General features: G+C 68.9%; 16 protein-coding genes and 1 tRNA gene. 10 read left to right on the top strand and 7 right to left on the bottom strand.

Going from position 1 to position 18,351, the window contains the following annotated elements:
* The first annotated feature begins 35 nt into the window (after nt 1-35).
* The 5 genes from argA to VA613_RS00920 all read left to right on the top strand — a co-directional run bounded on the left by argA (nt 36) and on the right by VA613_RS00920 (nt 7,603).
* Nucleotides 36-1,349: an amino-acid N-acetyltransferase gene (gene argA / locus VA613_RS00940; RefSeq protein WP_324779995.1), complete on the top strand. Its 1,314-nt coding sequence runs from the start codon at nt 36-38 to the stop codon at nt 1,347-1,349.
* Between the two features lie 55 nt (nt 1,350-1,404).
* Entirely contained in the window at nt 1,405-2,289 is an 885-nt protein-coding gene (locus tag VA613_RS00935) for a phosphate/phosphite/phosphonate ABC transporter substrate-binding protein (RefSeq protein ID WP_324779994.1), read from the top strand.
* Nucleotides 2,286-5,057, top strand: a complete 2,772-nt coding sequence (locus VA613_RS00930) for an EAL domain-containing protein (protein WP_324779993.1) — start codon at nt 2,286-2,288, stop codon at nt 5,055-5,057. The genes VA613_RS00935 and VA613_RS00930 overlap by 4 nt, the downstream gene beginning before the upstream one ends.
* A gap of 123 nt (nt 5,058-5,180) precedes the next feature.
* Entirely contained in the window at nt 5,181-6,773 is a 1,593-nt protein-coding gene (locus VA613_RS00925; protein ID WP_324779992.1) for an ABC-F family ATPase, read from the top strand.
* Nucleotides 6,770-7,603, top strand: coding sequence for a Rossmann-fold NAD(P)-binding domain-containing protein (locus VA613_RS00920; RefSeq protein ID WP_324779991.1), 834 nt, complete (start codon nt 6,770-6,772; stop codon nt 7,601-7,603). The genes VA613_RS00925 and VA613_RS00920 overlap by 4 nt, the downstream gene beginning before the upstream one ends.
* 4 nt (nt 7,604-7,607) lie before the next feature.
* Here the strand turns inward: VA613_RS00920 and VA613_RS00915 are convergent, their stop codons facing one another.
* The 4 genes from VA613_RS00915 to VA613_RS00900 form a co-directional block, all read right to left on the bottom strand.
* Nucleotides 7,608-8,084, bottom strand: coding sequence for an LEA type 2 family protein (locus VA613_RS00915; RefSeq protein ID WP_324779990.1), 477 nt, complete (start codon nt 8,082-8,084; stop codon nt 7,608-7,610).
* Nucleotides 8,085-8,091: 7 nt separating this feature from the next.
* Entirely contained in the window at nt 8,092-8,970 is an 879-nt protein-coding gene (locus VA613_RS00910) for a fructosamine kinase family protein (protein WP_324779989.1), read from the bottom strand.
* Nucleotides 8,971-9,043: 73 nt separating this feature from the next.
* Nucleotides 9,044-9,442, bottom strand: coding sequence for a DUF971 domain-containing protein (locus tag VA613_RS00905; protein WP_324779988.1), 399 nt, complete (start codon nt 9,440-9,442; stop codon nt 9,044-9,046).
* A gap of 105 nt (nt 9,443-9,547) precedes the next feature.
* A tRNA-Arg gene (locus VA613_RS00900) sits at nt 9,548-9,624 on the bottom strand.
* A 123-nt stretch (nt 9,625-9,747) separates the two neighbouring features.
* Here VA613_RS00900 and VA613_RS00895 point away from each other — a divergent pair.
* Genes VA613_RS00895 through VA613_RS00885 form a run of 3 tightly spaced genes read left to right on the top strand, consistent with a single transcriptional unit; the run spans nt 9,748 to nt 11,595 of the window.
* On the top strand, nt 9,748-10,566 hold the full coding sequence (locus VA613_RS00895; protein WP_324779987.1) for a c-type cytochrome: 819 nt from the start codon (nt 9,748-9,750) through the stop codon (nt 10,564-10,566).
* Nucleotides 10,567-10,618: 52 nt separating this feature from the next.
* Entirely contained in the window at nt 10,619-10,867 is a 249-nt protein-coding gene (locus VA613_RS00890; protein WP_324779986.1) for a hypothetical protein, read from the top strand.
* 8 nt (nt 10,868-10,875) lie between these two features.
* Entirely contained in the window at nt 10,876-11,595 is a 720-nt protein-coding gene (locus tag VA613_RS00885; protein ID WP_324779985.1) for a tetratricopeptide repeat protein, read from the top strand.
* Nucleotides 11,596-11,724: 129 nt separating this feature from the next.
* Here VA613_RS00885 and VA613_RS00880 read toward each other — a convergent pair whose 3' ends face one another.
* The 3 genes from VA613_RS00880 to VA613_RS00870 are packed head-to-tail and all read right to left on the bottom strand — an operon-like array spanning nt 11,725 to nt 17,096.
* On the bottom strand, nt 11,725-12,984 hold the full coding sequence (locus VA613_RS00880) for a TolC family protein (RefSeq protein WP_324779984.1): 1,260 nt from the start codon (nt 12,982-12,984) through the stop codon (nt 11,725-11,727).
* The gene (locus VA613_RS00875) at nt 12,981-16,052 is read right to left on the bottom strand and encodes an efflux RND transporter permease subunit (RefSeq protein WP_324779983.1); all 3,072 of its coding nucleotides are present in this window, start codon (nt 16,050-16,052) and stop codon (nt 12,981-12,983) included. The genes VA613_RS00880 and VA613_RS00875 overlap by 4 nt, the downstream gene beginning before the upstream one ends.
* A 3-nt stretch (nt 16,053-16,055) precedes the next feature.
* Nucleotides 16,056-17,096, bottom strand: coding sequence for an efflux RND transporter periplasmic adaptor subunit (locus VA613_RS00870; RefSeq protein WP_324779982.1), 1,041 nt, complete (start codon nt 17,094-17,096; stop codon nt 16,056-16,058).
* 215 nt (nt 17,097-17,311) lie between these two features.
* Between VA613_RS00870 and VA613_RS00865 the strand changes: the two genes are divergently transcribed.
* The gene (locus VA613_RS00865) at nt 17,312-17,935 is read left to right on the top strand and encodes a cytochrome b/b6 domain-containing protein (protein ID WP_324779981.1); all 624 of its coding nucleotides are present in this window, start codon (nt 17,312-17,314) and stop codon (nt 17,933-17,935) included.
* A complete protein-coding gene (locus VA613_RS00860; protein ID WP_324779980.1) occupies nt 17,928-18,341 on the top strand; it encodes a DUF1924 domain-containing protein in 414 nt (137 codons plus the stop codon). Before VA613_RS00865 ends, VA613_RS00860 begins: the two co-directional genes overlap by 8 nt.
* Nucleotides 18,342-18,351 lie beyond the last annotated feature (10 nt).

Below are 18,351 nucleotides of genomic sequence, written 5' to 3'. Positions count from 1 at the left end.
ATCCTTCGACTAGAACAATCCGACCAGGCCTTCCGTTGAAAGACACCACCCACTTCGTTCATTGGTTCCGGTCCGCCGCGCCCTACATCCACGGCTTTCGCGGCAAGACCTTCGTCATCGCATTCGGCGGGGAACTGGTGGCCGAAGGCGGCTTCGTGCAGCTGGCGCACGATGTCAACCTGCTGAACAGCCTCGGGGTGCGCCTGGTGCTGATCCACGGCGTGCGGCCGCAGGTCGAGGCCCGGCTGACCGAGAACGGCACCGCGATCCGCTACGTCAACGGCCTGCGCGTCACCGATGACGCCGCGCTGGCCTGCGTCAAGGAGGCGGCCGGGACGGTGCGGGTCGAGATCGAGGCGCTGCTTTCGCTCGGTATCGCCAATACGCCGATGGCCGGCGCCGACATCCGGGTCGCCTCGGGCAACTTCGTGACCGCGCAGCCGCTGGGCGTGCGCGACGGCGTCGACCTGCTGCACACCGGCGAGGTCCGCAAGATCGACGCCGCGGCGATCAGGAGACGGCTCGACCAGCACGACATCGTGCTGCTGTCGCCGATCGGCTATTCGCCCACCGGCGAGATATTCAACCTCAGCCTGGAGGACGTCGCCACGCAGGCCGCCGTCGAACTGGCGGCAGACAAGCTCATCTTCCTGATGGAGACCGAGGGCGTTCCCGACGACGGACAGACGATCCACAACGCGCTCACCGTCAACGAGGCGCGGCAGATTCTCGACCGGGAAGCGCAGCTGCCGGAAGACGTGACCTATTACCTGCCGTGCGCCATCACGGCCTGCACCCAGGGCGTCAAGCGCGCGCATCTCATCAGCCGCCATCGGGACGGCGCGCTGTTGTCCGAGCTGTTCACCCGCGAAGGCGTGGGCACGCTGGTCACGCCGGCACCGCTCGAGACCCTGCGGCCTGCGACGATCGACGACGTCGGCGGCATCCTCGGCCTGATCGAACCTCTCGAGCGCGAGGGCATTCTGGTGCGGCGCTCGCGCGAGCTGCTGGAAATCGAAATCGACCGCTTTCTCGTGCTCGAGTCCGACGGCGTCGTTGCCGGCTGCGCGGCGCTCTACCCTTTTCCCGAGGAGGAGGCTGCCGAACTCGCCTGCCTCGCGGTGTCGCGCGATTTCCGTGGACGCGGCTTCGGCGACCTGCTGCTGGACGAGGCCGAGAAGCGCGGCAGGAAGGCGGGCTTCAAGCACCTGTTCGTCCTCACCACCCGCACCGAGCACTGGTTCGAGGAGCGCGGCTTCGTCGACAGCAGCCCCGACCATCTGCCCAAGCGCAAGCAGGCGCTCTACAACTACAAGCGGAAATCCAAGGTTCTGCAAAAAACACTGTAGACAGGGGAAAGCGACCTTGCATCGATTGCTCGTGTGGTCGGGCCTGGCCCGACGCGTGTTGATTGCACTGCGCGCCTCCGCGGCGCGTCGCTGCAGCGCGTCGATGCCGTGGGGCCTGGCCGCCCTGCTGGCGGTGCTGCTGCTTGCGGCGCCGCCAGGCCGCGCAGCCGATGCACCGCTGGTGTTCGGCGCCTTCCCCAACATGACCGCCAAGCAGATCCTGGAAACCTACCAGCCGCTCGCCGACGCGATCGAGAAGCGCCTGCGGCGGCGCGTGGTCATATACAGCGCGCGCGACTTCAAGACGTTCGCCGCGCGCACGCGCGAGGGTGACTACGACATCGTGCTCACGGCGCCGCACCTTGCCTGGCTGGCGCGGCAGGACGCGGGCTACCGCCCGCTGCTGAAGTACGCCCGGCAGACACAGGGCCTTCTCGTCGTCAGGGCCGACTCGCCCTACCATACGCCGGAGGCGCTGCGCGGCCGCACGATCGCGACGCCCGATGCGCTCGCCGTGACGGCGCTGGCGGTTCAGGCAGAGCTCGCCGCGCACGGACTGCGTCGCAACTTCGATTACGAGACGATCGACTACGGCACCCACCTCAACGCGGTGATGCAGGTCGTCAACGGCCGCGCCTCCGCCGCCATGGTCGGGTTGCACCCGTACAGCCTGCTGCCGCAAGACGCGCGCCGGCAGTTGCGCGTGCTCATCGAAACACCGCCCCTCTCCAGCCTGATGTATCTCACCCATCCGCGCCTGACGGACCGCGACGCGCAGGCGATCCGCAAGGCCCTGCTCGAGTTCGCCGCCACGCCCGCCGGCGAGGCCTTCATGCAGCGCGGCGGCTATGGCGGCCTCGTCGCCGTCGACGGCAGCGAGCTGCGCGCCTTCCGGCCCTATGCATTGCAGGTGGAACAAATGATGCGGGCCCGGCCATGAGGAATTGGCTGGGCCGGCTGTCGCTGCGTTACAAGCTCACGCTCGCCGCGCTGGGCGTCGAGGCGCTGATGCTCGGTTTTCTCATCGTCAACGGGGTCCAGCTGACCAGCGCGGAATTGCAGCAGCAGGCGGAGAACCGCGCACGCGACGTCGGCAAGGCGCTGGTGGCGGCGCTGCTCGCCCCGCTGTCGCAGCAGGACGATGCGAGCGTGCGCGACGTCGTCGAGACCATGCACCGCGAAGGCGGCCTGAAGCTGATCGAGGTGCGCGACAGCGCCGGGCGCAGCGTGCAGCGGACCGGAAGCGACGGCACGGAGGACGACTTCCGGCTGGTCCAGCCCGTCGAGTTTGCGGGCCAGCGCTACGGAGAGATTGCCATGGTGCTCTCGGGCGACTTCATCAAGCAGGCCCGCAGCCGCTACCTCAAGCAGAGCCTCGTCATCGCCCTGCTGGCGCTGCTGCTGACCGGCGTTCTCCTCGCCTTGTCGGTCGGCGGCGTGATCCGCCGCTTCGAGGCGCTCACGCGCGCCAGCAAGCGCATGGCGCAGGGCGATCTGGACGTCAACCTGTCCGACGGCGGACGGGACGAGATCGGCCAGCTGATCGACACCTTCAACCGCATGGCCGAGTCGGTCCGCTTCAACATCGATCGCGCGCGCGAGAACGAGGCGCGCTTCCACGCCATCGCCGACTACACCCACGATCTCGAGTTCTGGCTGTCGCCCGAAGGGGCACTGCTGTGGGTCAACCCGTCGGTCGAGCGCATGCTCGGCTACACCGTCGGCGAATGCATGGGCGAAATGCGCTTTCCGGCCGACGTCATCCATCCGGATGACCGTACCGCGGCGGAATTCCAGCTGCGCCAGGCGCTGCGCGGCACCTCCGGCCAGGGCTACACGCTGCGCCTGTGCCGCAAGGACGGCGGCCATTTCTGGGCGGTGGTGAACTGGCAGCCGATCCACGATTACGGCGGCGTCTACCAGGGCATCCGCGCCAGCATCCACAGCGTCGACGACCTCAAGGCCACCGAAGCGAGCCTGCGCCAGGCCATCGGCGAACTGCGCACGGCCGAGAATCTGCAGCGCAAGTACTTTGAGGAGACCGAACAGGAGCGTGCCCGCCTGGTTTCGCTGCTGTCCGCGATGAACCTCGGCATCCTCTTCGTCGCGGCCGATGGCCGCGTGATCTACCACAACCCCGCGTTCACGCGCATGTGGATGATCGACGAGGGAACGAGCCTGATCGGCCAGCCGGCGCACGACGTGCTGGCGGACTCCGCCGCGGCGCTGGCGCGACCGGACCATTTCTCCAAGCACCTGCTGTCGGTGCTGGAGACGCGCGAATTGTCCGACAGCTACGAGATCCAGATGGCCGACGGCCGCGTGATCACCGAACTGGATTACCCCGTTCGCGACCGCGAAGGCCGCTTCATCGGCCATCTCTGGATCTACGAGGACATCACCCGGGAACGGCAGACGGCCGAGCAGCTCGTGTATCTCGCCGAACGCGACGCCCTCACCGGCCTTTACAACCGCCATCGCTTCCAGCAGGAGCTGGCGCGCACCATGATGGAGACCGACCGCCACCAGGGCCGCTGTGCGGTGATGTTCTTCGATCTCGACGAATTCAAGACCATCAACGACAGCTACGGCCACCGCGCCGGCGACGCGCTGCTGATCCGCGTGGCTGGCGAAATCGGCGCACTGGTGCGGCGCAACGAAGTATTCGCGCGCCTCGGCGGCGACGAGTTCGCCGTCCTGCTGCCGGGGGTGCAGGGGAGCGAGGCGGAGATCCTGGCCGATCGCGTGGTGCGCGCGATCGCCCAGCTCCCCTTCCGCTTCGAAGGCCAGAGCCTGCGGCTGACCACCAGCCTCGGCATCGCCTATTACCCTGAGCACGCGGTGGATGCCGACGACCTCGTCGCTCGCGCGGACATCGCGATGTACCAGGCGAAGGACGCCGGCAAGAACACGTGGCGCGTGTTCCGCGCCGACACGGTCGCCGACACCGAGATGCGCAGCCGCCTGTCATGGGGCGAGCGCATCAGCAATGCGCTCGACAAGGGCCTGTTCCAGCTGCATTACCAGGGCGTGTACCGGACGGAAGACGGCACGCTCTCGCATCTCGAGGCACTCATCCGCATGATCGACGAGCGCAAGCCGGGCCAGCTGATCATGCCCACGCATTTCATCCAGCTCGCCGAGAAGAGCGGCCGCATTCTCGACATCGATCGCTGGGTGATCCACGAGACGGTGCGCCGTCTGGCCGACAACCGGGCGATTCCGGCGATCGCGCTCAATCTGTCGGGCCGCTCGCTGTCCGAGCCGGGCCTGCCGCAATACATCGGCGACGAGCTGCGGCGCAGCGGCGTCGAGCCGAGCCGGCTGCTCGTCGAGATCACCGAGACCGCAGCGGTATCCGACCTGCACGATGCGCAGCGCATGATCGAGGCCTTGCGCCAGCTCGGCTGCGGGGTCTGTCTCGACGATTTCGGCGTCGGTTTCGCCTCGTTCGCCTATCTCAAGCATCTCAACGTCGACACGATCAAGATCGACGGCATCTTCATCCGCGACCTCCCCGCCGACCCCGACAACCAGGTGTTCGTGCAGGCCATGGTCAGCGTCGCGCTCGGCCTCGGCAAGTCGGTCGTCGCGGAATACGTCGAGGACGGCGCGACGCTCGGGCTGCTGCGCCAGTTCGGCGTCGACCTGGTGCAGGGCTACCACCTCGACCGGCCGACCGCCGATCACCCCGCGTTGGCACGCTGACGGGGCGCGGCCGCCGCGCTGCCCGCCCCGTCGCCCGCTCGCGGCGCACGGTCCGGCGACCTCGGGGCCCTGCCCAAAGAATGCTAAAATTGCTCGTTTTTCAAGCAATTCCGGGAATCCGCCGTGCTCACCGCCTCCAGCATCACCCTGCAATTCGCCGCCAAGCCGCTGTTCGAGAATGTCTCCGTCAAGTTCGGCGACGGCAACCGCTACGGCCTCATCGGCGCCAACGGCTGCGGCAAGTCGACCTTCATGAAGATTCTCGCCGGCGAGCTCGAGCCGAGCGCCGGCAACGTCTCGCTCGACCCCGGCGAACGCATGGCCTGGCTGCGCCAGGACCAGTTCGCCTACGAGGAGCAGCGCGTCCTCGACGTGGTGCTGCAGGGCCACGCCGAGATGTGGAAGGTGATGCAGGAGAAGGACGCCATCTACATGAACCCGGAGGCGACCGAGGAGGACTACCTGCGCGCCGCCGAGCTCGAAGGCAAGTTCGGCGAGCTGGGCGGCTACGACGCCGAAGCGCGCGCGGGCGAACTGCTGCTGGGCGTCGGCATCCCGACCGAGCAGCACCAGGGCACCATGGGCGAGATCGCGCCCGGCTTCAAGCTGCGCGTGCTGCTGGCGCAGGCGCTGTTCTCCAATCCCGACATCCTGCTGCTCGACGAACCGACCAACAACCTCGACATCAACACCATCCGCTGGCTGGAGACGGTGCTGAACGAGAGCAACGCGACCATCATCGTCATCTCGCACGACCGCCACTTCCTCAACCAGGTCTGCACCCACATGGCCGACCTCGACTACGGCACCATCAAGGTGTGGCCGGGCAACTACGACGACTACATGCTGGCCTCGAGCGAGGCCAAGGCGCGCCAGGCCGCCGCCAACGCCCGCGCCAAGGAGAAGGTCGCCGAACTGCAGGAGTTCGTGCGCCGCTTCTCCGCGAACAAGTCGAAGGCGCGCCAGGCGACCAGCCGCATGAAGATGATCGACAAGATCAAGATCGACGACTTCAAGCCGAGTTCGCGCCAGAACCCCTACATCCGCTTCGAGCCGGAGAAGGCGCTGCACCGCCGCGCGCTCGAGGTCGAGAACCTCCGGTTCGGCTACGACGACGCACCGCTCCTGTCCGGCCTCGGCTTCTCGCTCGAGGCCGGCGAGAAGCTGGCCGTCATCGGCGGCAACGGCGTCGGCAAGTCGACGCTGATGAAGCTCCTGATGAACGAACTTGCGCCGCAGGCCGGCGAAGTGCGCTGGAGCGAGAACGCCAACATCGGCTACTTCGCGCAGGACCATGCGGCCGACTTCGATTCCGACATGAACCTCACCGACTGGATGCACCGGTGGGCGCAGCCGGGCGACGACGAGCAGGTGATCCGCGGCATCCTCGGCCGCCTGCTGTTCTCCGGCGACGAGGTGAAGAAGCCGGTGCGCGTGCTCTCGGGCGGCGAGAAGGGCCGCATGCTCTACGGCAAGCTGATGCTCGGCCGCCACAACGTGCTGGTGATGGACGAGCCGACCAACCACATGGACATGGAGTCGATCGAGTCGCTCAACCTCGCGCTCGACCTGTTCAAGGGCACGCTGATCTTCGTCTCGCACGACCGCCAGTTCGTCTCCAGCCTCGCCACGCGCATTCTCGAAATCACGCCGGAGGGCGTCGAGTTCTACCTGGGCAGCTACGACGAGTATCTGCATTCGAAGGGACTGGAGTGACGAGCGACCCTCTCCCCAACCCTCTCCCGCGCGCAGGAGAGGGGGGAAACGACGCGCTGCGCGCGCCCAAACCGGTTAACGAAGTCGTCGTCATCGGTCTCGGCCAGCTCGGCCGCGTGTTCGCCGGCGGCCTCTTGCGCAGCGGCCACACCGTGATCCCGGTCAACCGCGGCGACGACCTGTTCACCGTCGCGCACGCCCACCCCGATCCGGAACTCGTGCTGGTCGCGGTCGCCGAAAACGATCTGCATACGGTGCTTGCGGCGATGCCCGGCGCGTGGCGGCCGCGCGTCGCGCTGATCCAGAACGAGCTGCTGCCACGCGACTGGGCGCAATACCATTACGCCGACCCCACCGTGATCTCGGTGTGGTTCGAGAAGAAGAAGGGTACCGATGCCAAGCCGCTGATTCCCTCGCCGGTGGCCGGCCCCGGCGCGGCGCTGCTGTGCCGCGCCCTGGCATCGATCGACTTGCCATGCCGTGAAGTCGCGCCGGGCGCCGAAATGCTGTTCGAGCTCGTGAGAAAGAACGTCTACATCCTCACCACCAACATCGCAGGTCTCAAGACCGGCGGCACCGTATCCGAACTGTGGGAAAAGCACGAAGCCTTCGCGCGCCAGGTGGCGAACGAGGTGATCGACATCCAGGATGCGCTGACCGGCGTGGCGCATGATCGGAAGAAGCTCATCGCCGGCATGCTCGAGGCCTTCGACGGCGATCCGAACCACGGTTGCACCGGACGCTCGGCGCCGGCGCGGCTGGCGCGTGCACTCGCCCACGCCGATCACTTCGGCCTCGCCGTCCCGACCCTGCGCTCGCTCGCCGCCTGAATCCTCAGATCGCGCGCCCGGCGGGGTGTCCTTCCTTGCCGCCATAGATGCCCGCATGGTCGAACGGCAGCCAGAGCGGCGACCGGTCGGTCTTCACCCGCCCCCTGATCCGGTAAGGCACGCCGTCCTTCAGCATCCCGGGCAGGGTCTTGAACTGCCGGATCAGGTCGTTCGACTGCGTCACGGCATCGACCCGCACAACCGTCGTCGCGGCGGCGGCAAGCCGCGTCGCCTCGTGGGACACGCCGCGGGCGAACGGACGCCCATTCACGTCCAGCTCGAATTCCAGCGCCTCGATCGTCAATCCGAAGTCGTTCGGGTTCTCGACCTTCAGGCCCACGTCGAAGCGCTGCTCGAAGAGGTCGAATTGCCCGAGGCGCACGTCGGCCACGCTCAGCTTCGGCGCGACCGCATTGCGCGGCAGACCGGAGCAGGCGGCGAGGCCGAGCACAAGGACAAGCATCAGCAGGCGCTGCAACATGAAAGGCCTAACGAATCTGTGCCACCAGCTGCGCGGCCATCCGCGCCGCCTGCGCCGCGTAGCCGCCGCCGAACATGTTGGCGTGGTTGAGGATGTGGTACAGATTGTAGAGCGTGCGCCGCACCGCGTAGCCCGGGTCGAGCGGCCATGCCTCCCGGTAGGCGGCGTGAAAAGCCGGCGCGAAGCCGCCGAAGAGTTCGCTCATCGCGAGGTCGCATTCGCGGTCGCCGACGTAGCTCGCGGGGTCGAAGATCACCGGCGTGCCGTCGGCGAGATAGCCGTGGTTGCCGCCCCACAGGTCGCCGTGCAGCAGCGATGGCGCAGGCGTGTAGCCGTCGAAAAACGTGTCGAGATCCGCGAGCAGCGATTCGCCGTCGCGCTGCAGCGTGCCGCCATAGCCATTCCGCGCCGCCAGCCGCAGCTGGTAGCCGAGCCGCTGGTCGCGCCAGAACGCGATCCAGTCGTCGTGCCAGCCGTTCGGCTGCGGCATACTGCCGATCCAGTTGTCCCGCGCCCACCCGAATCGCGGCTGCGCCACGCGATGCAGCGCAGCCAGCTGTGCGCCCAGCGCCGCGGCGTCGCCGGCCTGGCGCAGGTCCAGATGTTCCAGCACCAGGTAGGCCTTGTCGCCGGACACGCCGAGGCACACGACTTGCGGCACCCGCACGCGGCCCGACGCCGCCAGCGCGGCGAGCGCCTCCGCCTCGGCCTGGAGCAGCGACAACCGGGCGGCGGTGTTGAGCTTGACGAAGAACCGCCGCGCGCCGTCGCTCACGCTGCAGGCCTGATGGATGTCCCCTCCGCCGACGGTCGCGAGATGCGCCGCGCCAAACGGGGCGCCGGTGGCGGCGGCGATGGCCTCGGCGAGCGCGGCAGGAAACGTCATGTGCGGTCCGCCAAACACAACGCGCCCCGCAGGGCGCGTCGAACAGGCTCGGACAGCGACGGCATCGAGCGGCTTACTTGCCCTTCGGGCGCTGCTCGAACATCTTGGCGATGCCCGGGTCGCGAGAGGCGCCGGCCGCGTCCATGCGCTTGAGGTACGCGTCCCACAGCGCCGCCTGGTTGACGCCCAGGTCGTAAAGGTATTCCCAGGAATAGATCCCGGTGTCGTGGCCGTCGGAGAAGAACAGGTTGATGCCGTAGAGGCCCACGGGCTCGGCCGCGTTGATCAGCACGTCGCGCTTGCCGACCTGCAGCACTTCCTGGCCCGGGCCGTGGCCGCGCACCTCGGCGGACGGCGAATAGACCCTCAGGAACTCGAAGGGCAGTTCGAAGCGCGCGCCGTCGTTGAACGCGATCTCCATCTTGTGCGAAGCCTGATGCAGTTTGATGTCGGTTGGGGTGGGAATGGCCATGATTCTAGAGACTCGAAAGTGACGCCAGCGGCAGAGTTTACCCCCGCTGCGCGGAGATTAGACCCTTGCGGGACAAGGGGATGCAGCCGATCATGATCAGGAAACTGGCGCGCCCGGCGCGATTCGAACGCACGACCCCTGCCTTCGGAGGGCAGTACTCTATCCAGCTGAGCTACGGGCGCCAAGAGCGGCGAAGCATAGCCGGTTTGCCGTGCGGCGTCCATCCGGCGGCCCCGCGCCCTTTCCTGTCCGTGAGGCTTTCCTTATAATCCCGGCTTTCGATGCCACCCCCCAAGGAAACTTTCATGGCCGATTCGCACGCCAAGATGACTCAAGCCACGCCGCAGGAAATCCTCATTTCGGTTCTTGCCGGATTGTTCGCACCCCTGCTGGCTATTTTCCTGATCGTCATGCTGGTGCTCAGCATTCAGGCCAAGCACAAGCCCGACACCAGCAGCGAGGCCGCGCAGAAGGCGACGCTGGAACGCATCAAGCCGTTCGCGACGCTGGCTGCGCTCGACGCCAACGCGCCCAAGGTCGAGAAGTCGGGCCAGGAAGTGTTCGAGGCGGTGTGCACCACCTGCCACACGCCGGGCGCGCTGGGGGCTCCCAAGTTCCAGAACAAGGCTGACTGGGGGCCGCGCATCAAGCAGGGCTACGACACGCTGATCAAGCACGCGCTCGAAGGCATCCGCCAGATGCCGCCGCGCGGCGGCGACGGCGACCTGTCGGATACCGAGGTCGCGCGCGCCGTGGCCTACATGGCCAATGCCGCAGGCGCCGACTTCAAGGCGCCCGAAGCGCCTGCCCCGGCTGCTGCCGGCAAGGCTGCCGACGCCGGCAAGACCGCGGCCGCGCCGGCCAAGCCCGACCCGGCCAAGGGCAAGGCCGTGTTCGAAGGCACGTGCGTGGCCTGCCACGGCACCGGCGTCGCCGGCGCACCGAAGCTGGGCGACAAGGCGGCCTGGGGCCCGCGCATCAGCCAGGGCTACGCGACGCTGTACGACCATGCGCTGCACGGCATCCGCGCCATGCCCGCCAAGGGCGGCAACGCTTCCCTGAGCGAAGCCGACGTCGCCAACGCCGTGGCCTATCTGGTCACCGAAGGCGGCGGCAAGCTTTAATCCGATGCGGCGCGTGCCGGGTGTTCCCCCGGACGCGCCCAGGGGCGCCGCGATGGTGAAAGAGACCTTTCTTCTCGTCACGCTGGGGTCCCCGTCGCTCGCGGCCTGCGGCGACAGCGAAGACGCATTGACCGGCGTCGGCCCCCCCGGGCCCGTCGCCTCTCCGGCGCCCCGTGCGATCCCGTTCGACACCTCGGCCTTGCAGGGCCGCAATGCCCGGCCGCCCAAGGGCGCCAACCCCGCGCTGACGGACGCCGACGTCCGCGCCGCGGTCGACCATCTCGCCGCACGGATCCATTGAGGGCCGCAATGCCGCACGTCTGCCCCCAATGCGGAAGCCACAAGATTCGCACCGGGTCGCTGCACGCACACGACGGCATCCGCCATCTGCTGCTGCACAAGCCGCTTCGCTGCCGCGACTGTCGCCATCGTTTCTGGACACTCAGCGTGCTGAAGCCGCTGATGCTGCTCGGCAGCGCCGGCGCCCTCGTCGCCGCAACGGCGTGGCTCACGCTCGCGACGAACCCCCAGCCCGACGTGCGCGCGCCGACGGTCCTGCCGAGCGCGCGGGCGGCGCGGGGCGATGCCGAAGCCCAGCTGCAGCTGGGCATGCACTATGCCGAGGGCGACGGCGTCATCCAGAACGACAAGGAAGCCGCCAAGTGGTTTGCGCTGGCCGCCCAGCAGGGCCTGCCGGAGGCGCAGTATCGCTACGGCCTCGCCCTGCTGCAGGGCCGGGGCGTGGTGCAGGATTACCAGGCCGCCTTCAGCTGGATCGAAAAGCCCGCGAAGGCCGGCTACGCCAGCGCTCAGTACAGTCTCGGAGAAATGTACCGCTACGGCACCGGAACCGCGATGGACAAGGCCCGCGCCTACCTCTGGTTCAACCTCGCCGCCGCGCAGGGGGTGGACGCTGCAGCCAAGGCGCGCGACAGCCTGGTGTGGCAACTGAAGCCCGAGCAGATCGCAGCGATGCAGGAAGAGGCGCGGCGCCTGAGCCACGGCGCATCGGTCCCGGCCCGGCCCTGACAGGCCCCGCAACACGTTCCGCGCGCCGCGATTGCGCGGAACGGGAACGATCCGTCGCCTGGCGTCGTGCCCTGCGAGCACGCCCGGACAGCCCGCATCGCCGCCCGCGCGGCATGCTTCGACGGCCGACTAGGGATGCGCGTGGGCGCCGTCCTCGGCGCCGAGGTCGAGCGGCCACAGCTGGTGCGCATCGAGCCTGAGGCGCGCCTCGGCGGAGAGGGCATCGAGGCGCGCCTGCTGCGCCTGCAACTGGCCATCCAGCGCCAGCCGCCGGTTGAGCAGGACCTGGTCCAAACTTCCCTCGCCGAGACCGTAGGCGCGCGCCGCCAGTCGCGCCGCCTCCGCCAGCGCGCCCGCCGCGCGATCCGCCTGCTGCCAGTTCGCCGCCTGGGCGACCGCGGCCTCGAAGTTCGCGCCCGCTTCCTGGCGCAGCCGTTGCTCCATCCGCCGCGCCGCCTCCTGGGCGGTGGTGCTGAGCCGCTCGGCCGCCTCCTGGTCGGTGCGACGCGCCGGCCCCGGCAGCGTCAGCCCGACGCTCACGCCGACCAGATGCTCGTTGCCGCCCATCTCGTTCTTGTAGAACACGCCGATGCTGGGATCGACGCTGCGGCGGCTGGCGAATTGGCGCGCCTCGGCCTGCAGCATGTCCGCCTGACGCCGCGCCCGCGCCAGTTCATGGTCGTGCTCGAGCACACGACCGACGTATTCCTCGGCAGTGCCGCCGGGCGCCTGCGGTGCCGGCAGCGCAAGGTCGGCCTGCACCGGCAGTCCGGGAAACTGCGCCAGCAGGCGGCTGCGCGCCTGCTGCTCGCGCATCGCGGCCTGCTGTTGCTGCAGGCGCACCTGCGCCAGCGCCGCCTCGGCACTCACGCGATCGGCGCGCGGCGCCTCACCCAGGCGGATGCGCGCATTGACGGCATCGAGCTGCTGTTCGGCAAGCTGCACCTGCGCCCGCCACAACGGCGCCTGGCTGGCCTCACCGAGCCACGCGAACCACGCAGCGAGCAGTTGCCGCCCGCTTTCGTGCAGCGCCTCGCCGAGGCTTGCCTCGGCGTGCGCGGTGAGCGCCTTCGCGAGCGCACGGTCGGCTTGCGCGCGCGCGGGCAGGCGCAGCGGCCGCGAAACCGCCACGCCCCATTCCGGATAGCGCTCCTGCGGCGCATCGATGCGGCGCTGCAGCGCGTCGGCGCCGACGGTCCATTCCTCGCGGCCGCGCTTCAGGCTCGCGCTTCTCAGCGTCTGCGCGTCGTACTCGCCGCGCGCCTGTGCGACCGGAGACGAAGCCCACAGGGCCGCCTCGGCCGCCGCCGGGTCGGGCAGGTAGTCGGCTCGGGCGGTGCTGGCCATGGCCAGAGCCAGCGCGAGGCTCAGGGTGTGCACGGCGTTCATGCACGCTCTCCTTTCAAGATGAACTGGCGGTACAGCAGCGGCAGCATCACGAGGGTCAGCATCGTCGCGCTGACCAGGCCGCCGATCACGACGATGGCGAGCGGGCGCTGGATCTCGGAGCCGGGTCCGGTCGCGAACAGCAGCGGCACCAGGCCGAAGGCGGCGATGCTGGCCGTCATCAGGACCGGCCGCAGGCGACGCAGGGCGCCGTCGCGCACCACGGCGTCGCCGTGCAGGCCCTGCTCGCGCAGCTGGTTGAAGTAGCTCACGAGCACGACGCCGTTCAGCACGGCGATACCCAGGAGCGCGATGAAGCCCACCGACGCCGGCACCGACAGGTATTCGCCCGAGATGGCGAGCGCGAAGATGCCGCCGACCAGCGCCAGCGGAACGTTCATCATCACGAGCACCGCCTGCCGCACGTCGCCGAAGGTGACGTAGAGCAGAAAGCCGATCAGCAGCAGCGCCACCGGCACCACGAGCATCAGCCGCGCGGCCGCACGCTGCTGGTTCTCGAACTGGCCGCCCCAGGCGAGCCGGTAGCCGGGCGGCAGCTTGACCTGCGCGGCGACCGCGGCCTTCGCGTCCTCGACGAAGCTGACCAGGTCGCGCCCCGACACGTTGGACTGCACCACCGTGAAGCGTGCGGCGTTCTCGCGCTTCACCGCGACCGGCCCGTTGGTGCGCTTCAGATGCGCGACCTGGTCGAGGCTGATCTCGCGGCCGTCGGCCAGCGTCAGGCGGATCGCCTGCAGCGCGTCGGGCGATTCCCGCAGGCTGGCCGGGCCGCGCAGCTGCAGCGGCACGCGGCGCCCCTGCTGCTGGATCACGCCGATGACCTCGCCCTCGAGCTGCGTGCGCAGGAGCATCGCGATGTCGTCGGCCGAGAGTCCGAAGCGGGCCGCGGCGTTGCGGTCGATCTCCGCCTGCAGGTACTGCACGCCGGCATTCTGCTGCGTGTAGACGTCGGTTGCGCCGGGGACCTTCTCGACGACGTTGAAGATCTCGCCTGCCAGCCGGTTCAGCGTCGCGAGGTCGGGGCCGAAGATCTTGATCGCGACGTCGCCGCGCGAGCCGGTCAGCATTTCCGACACCCGCATGTCGATCGGCTGGGTGAAGTTGTAGGCGATGCCCGGGAAGCCCTCGACGACCTTGCGGATCTCGCCGGTCAGCCACGCCTTGTCCGGACGGCGCCACTCGGCCATCGGCTTCAGCACCAGGAAGGTGTCGGTGTCGTTGAGGCCCATGGGATCAAGCCCCAGCTCGTCGGCGCCGACGCGGCCGACGATGCGACGGATTTCCGGAATGTTCTTCAGCAGCGCCTGCTGCACCCGGGTGTCCTGCCTGACCGACTGCTCGAGGTTGATCGACGGCAGCTTTTCCAGCTGCAGCAGGATGTCGCCCTCGTCCATCACCGGCATGAAGGTCTTGCCGATCAGCGGGTACACACCGGCCGCCGCCAGCATCAGCACGCCGGCCGTCGCGTAGACGAGCTTGGGCCGGGCCAGCGCGCGATCGAGCAGCGGCGTGTACCAGCCCTGGATCGTGCGCAGCAGCCACGGATCCTCGTGCGCGGCCTGCTTCAGCAGGAGCGACGCCAGCACCGGAATCACGGTGATCGCGAGCAGCAGCGACGCGCCCAGCGCGAACACGATGGTCAGCGCAACCGGCGCGAACAGCTTGCCCTCCAGCCCCTGCAGCGTCAGCAGCGGCAGGAACACGATGGCGATGATCGCGATGCCGGATGCGACCGGCTTGGCCACTTCCTGCACCGCCCACAGCACGCGCTGGACGGGCTTCACCTCGGTGTTGTCGGGATCGTGCGCCAGATGCGCAACGACGTTCTCGACGACCACGACCGCCGCGTCGACCAGCAGGCCGATCGCGATCGCCAGCCCGCCCAGGCTCATCAGGTTGGCCGACAGCCCGAACTGGCGCATCAGCACGAAGGTCGCCAGCACCGACAGCGGCAGGATCAGCGCGACCACGATCGCGGCGCGCAGGTTGCCGAGGAACAGCAGCAGCAGCACCACCACCAGCACGGCCGCTTCCAGCAGGGCCTTGCTGACCGTGCCGACGGCGCGGTTGACCAGCTGCGAGCGGTCGTAGAACGGCGAGATCGTCACCCCCTTGGGCAGCGTGGCCTGGATGTCCGCAAGCTTCGCCTTGACGTGCTTGATGAGCTCGCCCGCGTTCACGCCCTTCAAGCCGATCACCAGGCCCTCGACCGCCTCGCCCTGGCCGTTCTGCGTCACGGCACCGTAACGCGTCAGCGCATCCATCGTCACCTGCGCGACGTCGCCGACGGTGACGACGACGCCGCCGACGTTCTTGATCCCGATCCGGCGCAGCTCGTCGAGCGAGGCCACGCCGCCGTTGACGCGCACGACCCAGGCCTCCTCGCCTTCGTTGACGCGGCCGGCGCCGTCGTTGCGCGTGTTCTTCTCGAGTGCGGTGCGCAGCTCGTCGAACGTGATGCCGCGCGCGGCCAGCGCGGCCGGATCGGGGCTGACCGCGAAGGTGGCGACGCGGCCGCCGAGCGAGTTGACGTCGGCGACGCCCGGCAGCGCGCGCAGCTGCGGACGCACCGTCCAGTCGAGCAGGGTGCGCTTCTCGGCCAGCGAGAGCGGCCCCTCGATGGTGAACATGAACAGCTCGGACAGCGGCGTCGAGATCGGCGCCAGGCCGCCCGACACGTTGGCCGGCAAGTCGCCCTTGACGTTGGCGAAGCGCTCCGCCACCTGCTGGCGCGCCCAGTAGATGTCGGTGCCCTCCTCGAAGTCCACGGTGATGTCGGCCAGCGCGTTCTTCGACTGGCTGCGCAGGATCGTCTGGTGCGGAATGCCGAGCAGCTCGGCCTCGACCGGCTGGGTGATGCGCGCCTCGACCTCTTCCGGCGTCATGCCCGGCGCCTTCAGGATCAGCTTGACCTGCGTCGTCGACACGTCGGGAAAGGCGTCGATCGGGATCAGCTGGAACGCCCGCACGCCCAGCCCTGCCAGCACCAGCGCCAGCACCAGCACCAGCCAGCGGCGCGCCAGCGCAAATTCAGTGACGATGTTCAGCATGGCTTACTCCGCCAGCCACTGCGCCTTGAGGGCCGACACACCCTTGACCGCGACGCGGCTGCCCGCGGCGAGGCCGCCGATTTCGGCCTCGCTGGCGTTCTGCCGCACCAGCTGCACGGGCGTGGGCACGAAGCCCTGCGCCGTCTCGACGAACACGTAGGGCACGTTGATCTTCCACACCAGCGCGCTGGCCGGCACCCGCTGCGTCCGGGCGACGGCGGCTCCCGCAAGCGCCGCCTGAACCGACTGCCCCGGGCGCAGCAGGCTCCGGGGATCAGTCAGGCTCGCGCGCACCAGCACGCTCTGCGAGGCATCCAGCTGCGGCAGCACCGCGGTGACGCGCCCGCTCGCCGTGCTGTCCGCCACCGTCACGGATTGCCCGACCGCGACCTGGCGCGCCTGCGCGGTCGACATCGGAATCTCCAGCGCCAGCTTCGACAGGTCCGCGACCTTGACCAGCGCCGTCCCCGCATCGACGCGCTGCCCCGGTTCGGCCACGCTCTCGGTCACCACGCCGGCGATCGGCGCGGTCAGCGTGATCGCGCTGCCGGCGACCCGGCCGCTGCCCAGCAGCGCCAACGCCGCCCGCGCGGCGACGAGGCTCGCGCGCGCCGATTGCGACTCCGTCCGCGCGGCGCGCAGGCGCGACTCGGCGATCAGGCCTTCGCCGAACAGCTTTTCGTCACGGTCTGCATTGCCCGCTGCAAGCTGGGCGCGCAGCCGTGCCTGCGTCACGGCGTTCTGGGCGTCGGCCAGGCCGGGCATCGACAGGGTCACCAGCGGCGCCCCCCGCTTCACGCTGTCGCCTGCCTGGACGTGGAGCTGGGTGACGAGGCCGGCCCCGGCGGCAGCGATCACCCGCACGCTGGCAGGCGGCAGCGTCACCCGGGCCGGAAAGGTCAGCGCCGGGCTGGCCGCCTGCGTCGTGGCCGGGGCGGTCACGACGCCGAGATTCTGCTTCTGCGCCGCCGTCAGCGGCAGCACCTCAGCCGCGAATGCGGGCGCGGCGCCGAGCAGCGCCAAGGCGAAAATCCGAGTGATCACACCTGATCTCCATGAAAGGAATCGATTACGTCGGCGCGCATTCTGGCTTCCGATCCTTAAGCCTGGATTAAGGATCGGGAAGCCTGAGCCGATCCGTCCGGCGGATCAGACGGCGATAGCCATCGCGGCGGCGCCTTCGCGGCACGCGCCGCCTTAAGGTATTCCTAAGCTAGCACACGTAGAGTCCGCTCCAACATCCGCACAAGGAGACGCTCATGTCACATTCCCTGACCCATCCTCATCGTGTGTTCGATCCGCTCTTGCGCACGTTGCACTGGACGCTCGCGCTGTCGATCGTGGTTCTCGTCGCGACCAGCCAGCTCGCCGAAGCCTTCGAGCACGGCCCCTATGAAAAGGCGATTTGGAACGTCCACATCCTCTCCGGCTATGTCCTGACCGCCGGGCTGGTCACGCGCCTGCTGTGGGGCCTGGTCGGCCCCGCCAGCGCGCGCTGGCGCGACCTGTGGCATCCCGCCGTCTGGAAGGACAGCCTCACGCATCTGCGCCTGCCCGCGAAGCACCGCGCAGGGCACGATCCCCTCGCCAGTCTCGCCTATCTGTTCGCCTACGGCGTCATGGCGTTCATGGTCGTGACCGGCCTCGGGCTCGCCGCCGCCGAATACAACGCGGGCCCGCTCGCTGCCTGGTTCGGCAACGCCGACTGGCTGGAAGACGTGCTCGGCGAACCGCACGAAGCCGGTTTCGTGCTGATGCTCGGCTTCATCGGGCTGCACCTGGCGGCGCTGGCGTTCCATCAGTGGCGCGGCGAACGCGTCGCGCAGAGCATGATCACCGGCAAGCAGTACCACATGGTGGAGAGCGGGGTGCATCATGACTAAGCGCGTCGCCTTCATCGGGCTTGCCTGGCTTGCCCTCGCCGCCGGCGCGGCAGCGGCCGCCGACAGTCCCGCCAGCCTGATGGCAGGCTATGCGCACGAGGCAGGCGTGCCGGTCACGTCGCTGTCGGCGCAGCGCGGCGCGGCGCTCTACCGCACCGAGCACCCCGGCCGCAACGGCCAGGCGGTGAGTTGCGCCGGCTGCCACACGAGCAATCCCGCGCAGCCGGGGCGCACTCGCGTCGGCAAGCGCATCGAGCCCCTGGCGCCGGCGGCCAACCCGCAGCGCTTCACCGACGCGGCGAAGGTCGAGAAGTGGTTTCGCCGCAACTGCCAGGATGTCCTGCAGCGCGAATGCAGCGCGCAGGAAAAGGGCGATTTCATTGCCTGGCTGAGCCAGGCCCGCTGAGGAGCACATC

The organism is Thiobacillus sp. SCUT-2 (assembly GCF_035621355.1).
GTDB lineage: Bacteria > Pseudomonadota > Gammaproteobacteria > Burkholderiales > Thiobacillaceae > Thiobacillus > Thiobacillus sedimenti.
The sequence above is the reverse complement of the archived record's forward strand: the minus strand, read 5'-3'. Positions and strand labels throughout refer to the sequence as shown.

Excerpts from the sequence above, each read along its gene's own strand:
- VA613_RS00930 (WP_324779993.1), top strand. The coding sequence starts at position 2,286 with ATGAGGAATTGGCTGGGCCGGCTGTCGCTGCGTTACAAGCTCACGCTC.
- VA613_RS00915 (WP_324779990.1), bottom strand. The coding sequence starts at position 8,084 with ATGTTGCAGCGCCTGCTGATGCTTGTCCTTGTGCTCGGCCTCGCCGCC.
- VA613_RS00910 (WP_324779989.1), bottom strand. The coding sequence starts at position 8,970 with ATGACGTTTCCTGCCGCGCTCGCCGAGGCCATCGCCGCCGCCACCGGC.
- VA613_RS00905 (WP_324779988.1), bottom strand. The coding sequence starts at position 9,442 with ATGGCCATTCCCACCCCAACCGACATCAAACTGCATCAGGCTTCGCAC.
- VA613_RS00895 (WP_324779987.1), top strand. The coding sequence starts at position 9,748 with ATGGCCGATTCGCACGCCAAGATGACTCAAGCCACGCCGCAGGAAATC.
- VA613_RS00890 (WP_324779986.1), top strand. The coding sequence starts at position 10,619 with ATGGTGAAAGAGACCTTTCTTCTCGTCACGCTGGGGTCCCCGTCGCTC.
- VA613_RS00885 (WP_324779985.1), top strand. The coding sequence starts at position 10,876 with ATGCCGCACGTCTGCCCCCAATGCGGAAGCCACAAGATTCGCACCGGG.
- VA613_RS00880 (WP_324779984.1), bottom strand. The coding sequence starts at position 12,984 with ATGAACGCCGTGCACACCCTGAGCCTCGCGCTGGCTCTGGCCATGGCC.
- VA613_RS00875 (WP_324779983.1), bottom strand. The coding sequence starts at position 16,052 with ATGCTGAACATCGTCACTGAATTTGCGCTGGCGCGCCGCTGGCTGGTG.
- VA613_RS00865 (WP_324779981.1), top strand. The coding sequence starts at position 17,312 with ATGTCACATTCCCTGACCCATCCTCATCGTGTGTTCGATCCGCTCTTG.
- VA613_RS00860 (WP_324779980.1), top strand. The coding sequence starts at position 17,928 with ATGACTAAGCGCGTCGCCTTCATCGGGCTTGCCTGGCTTGCCCTCGCC.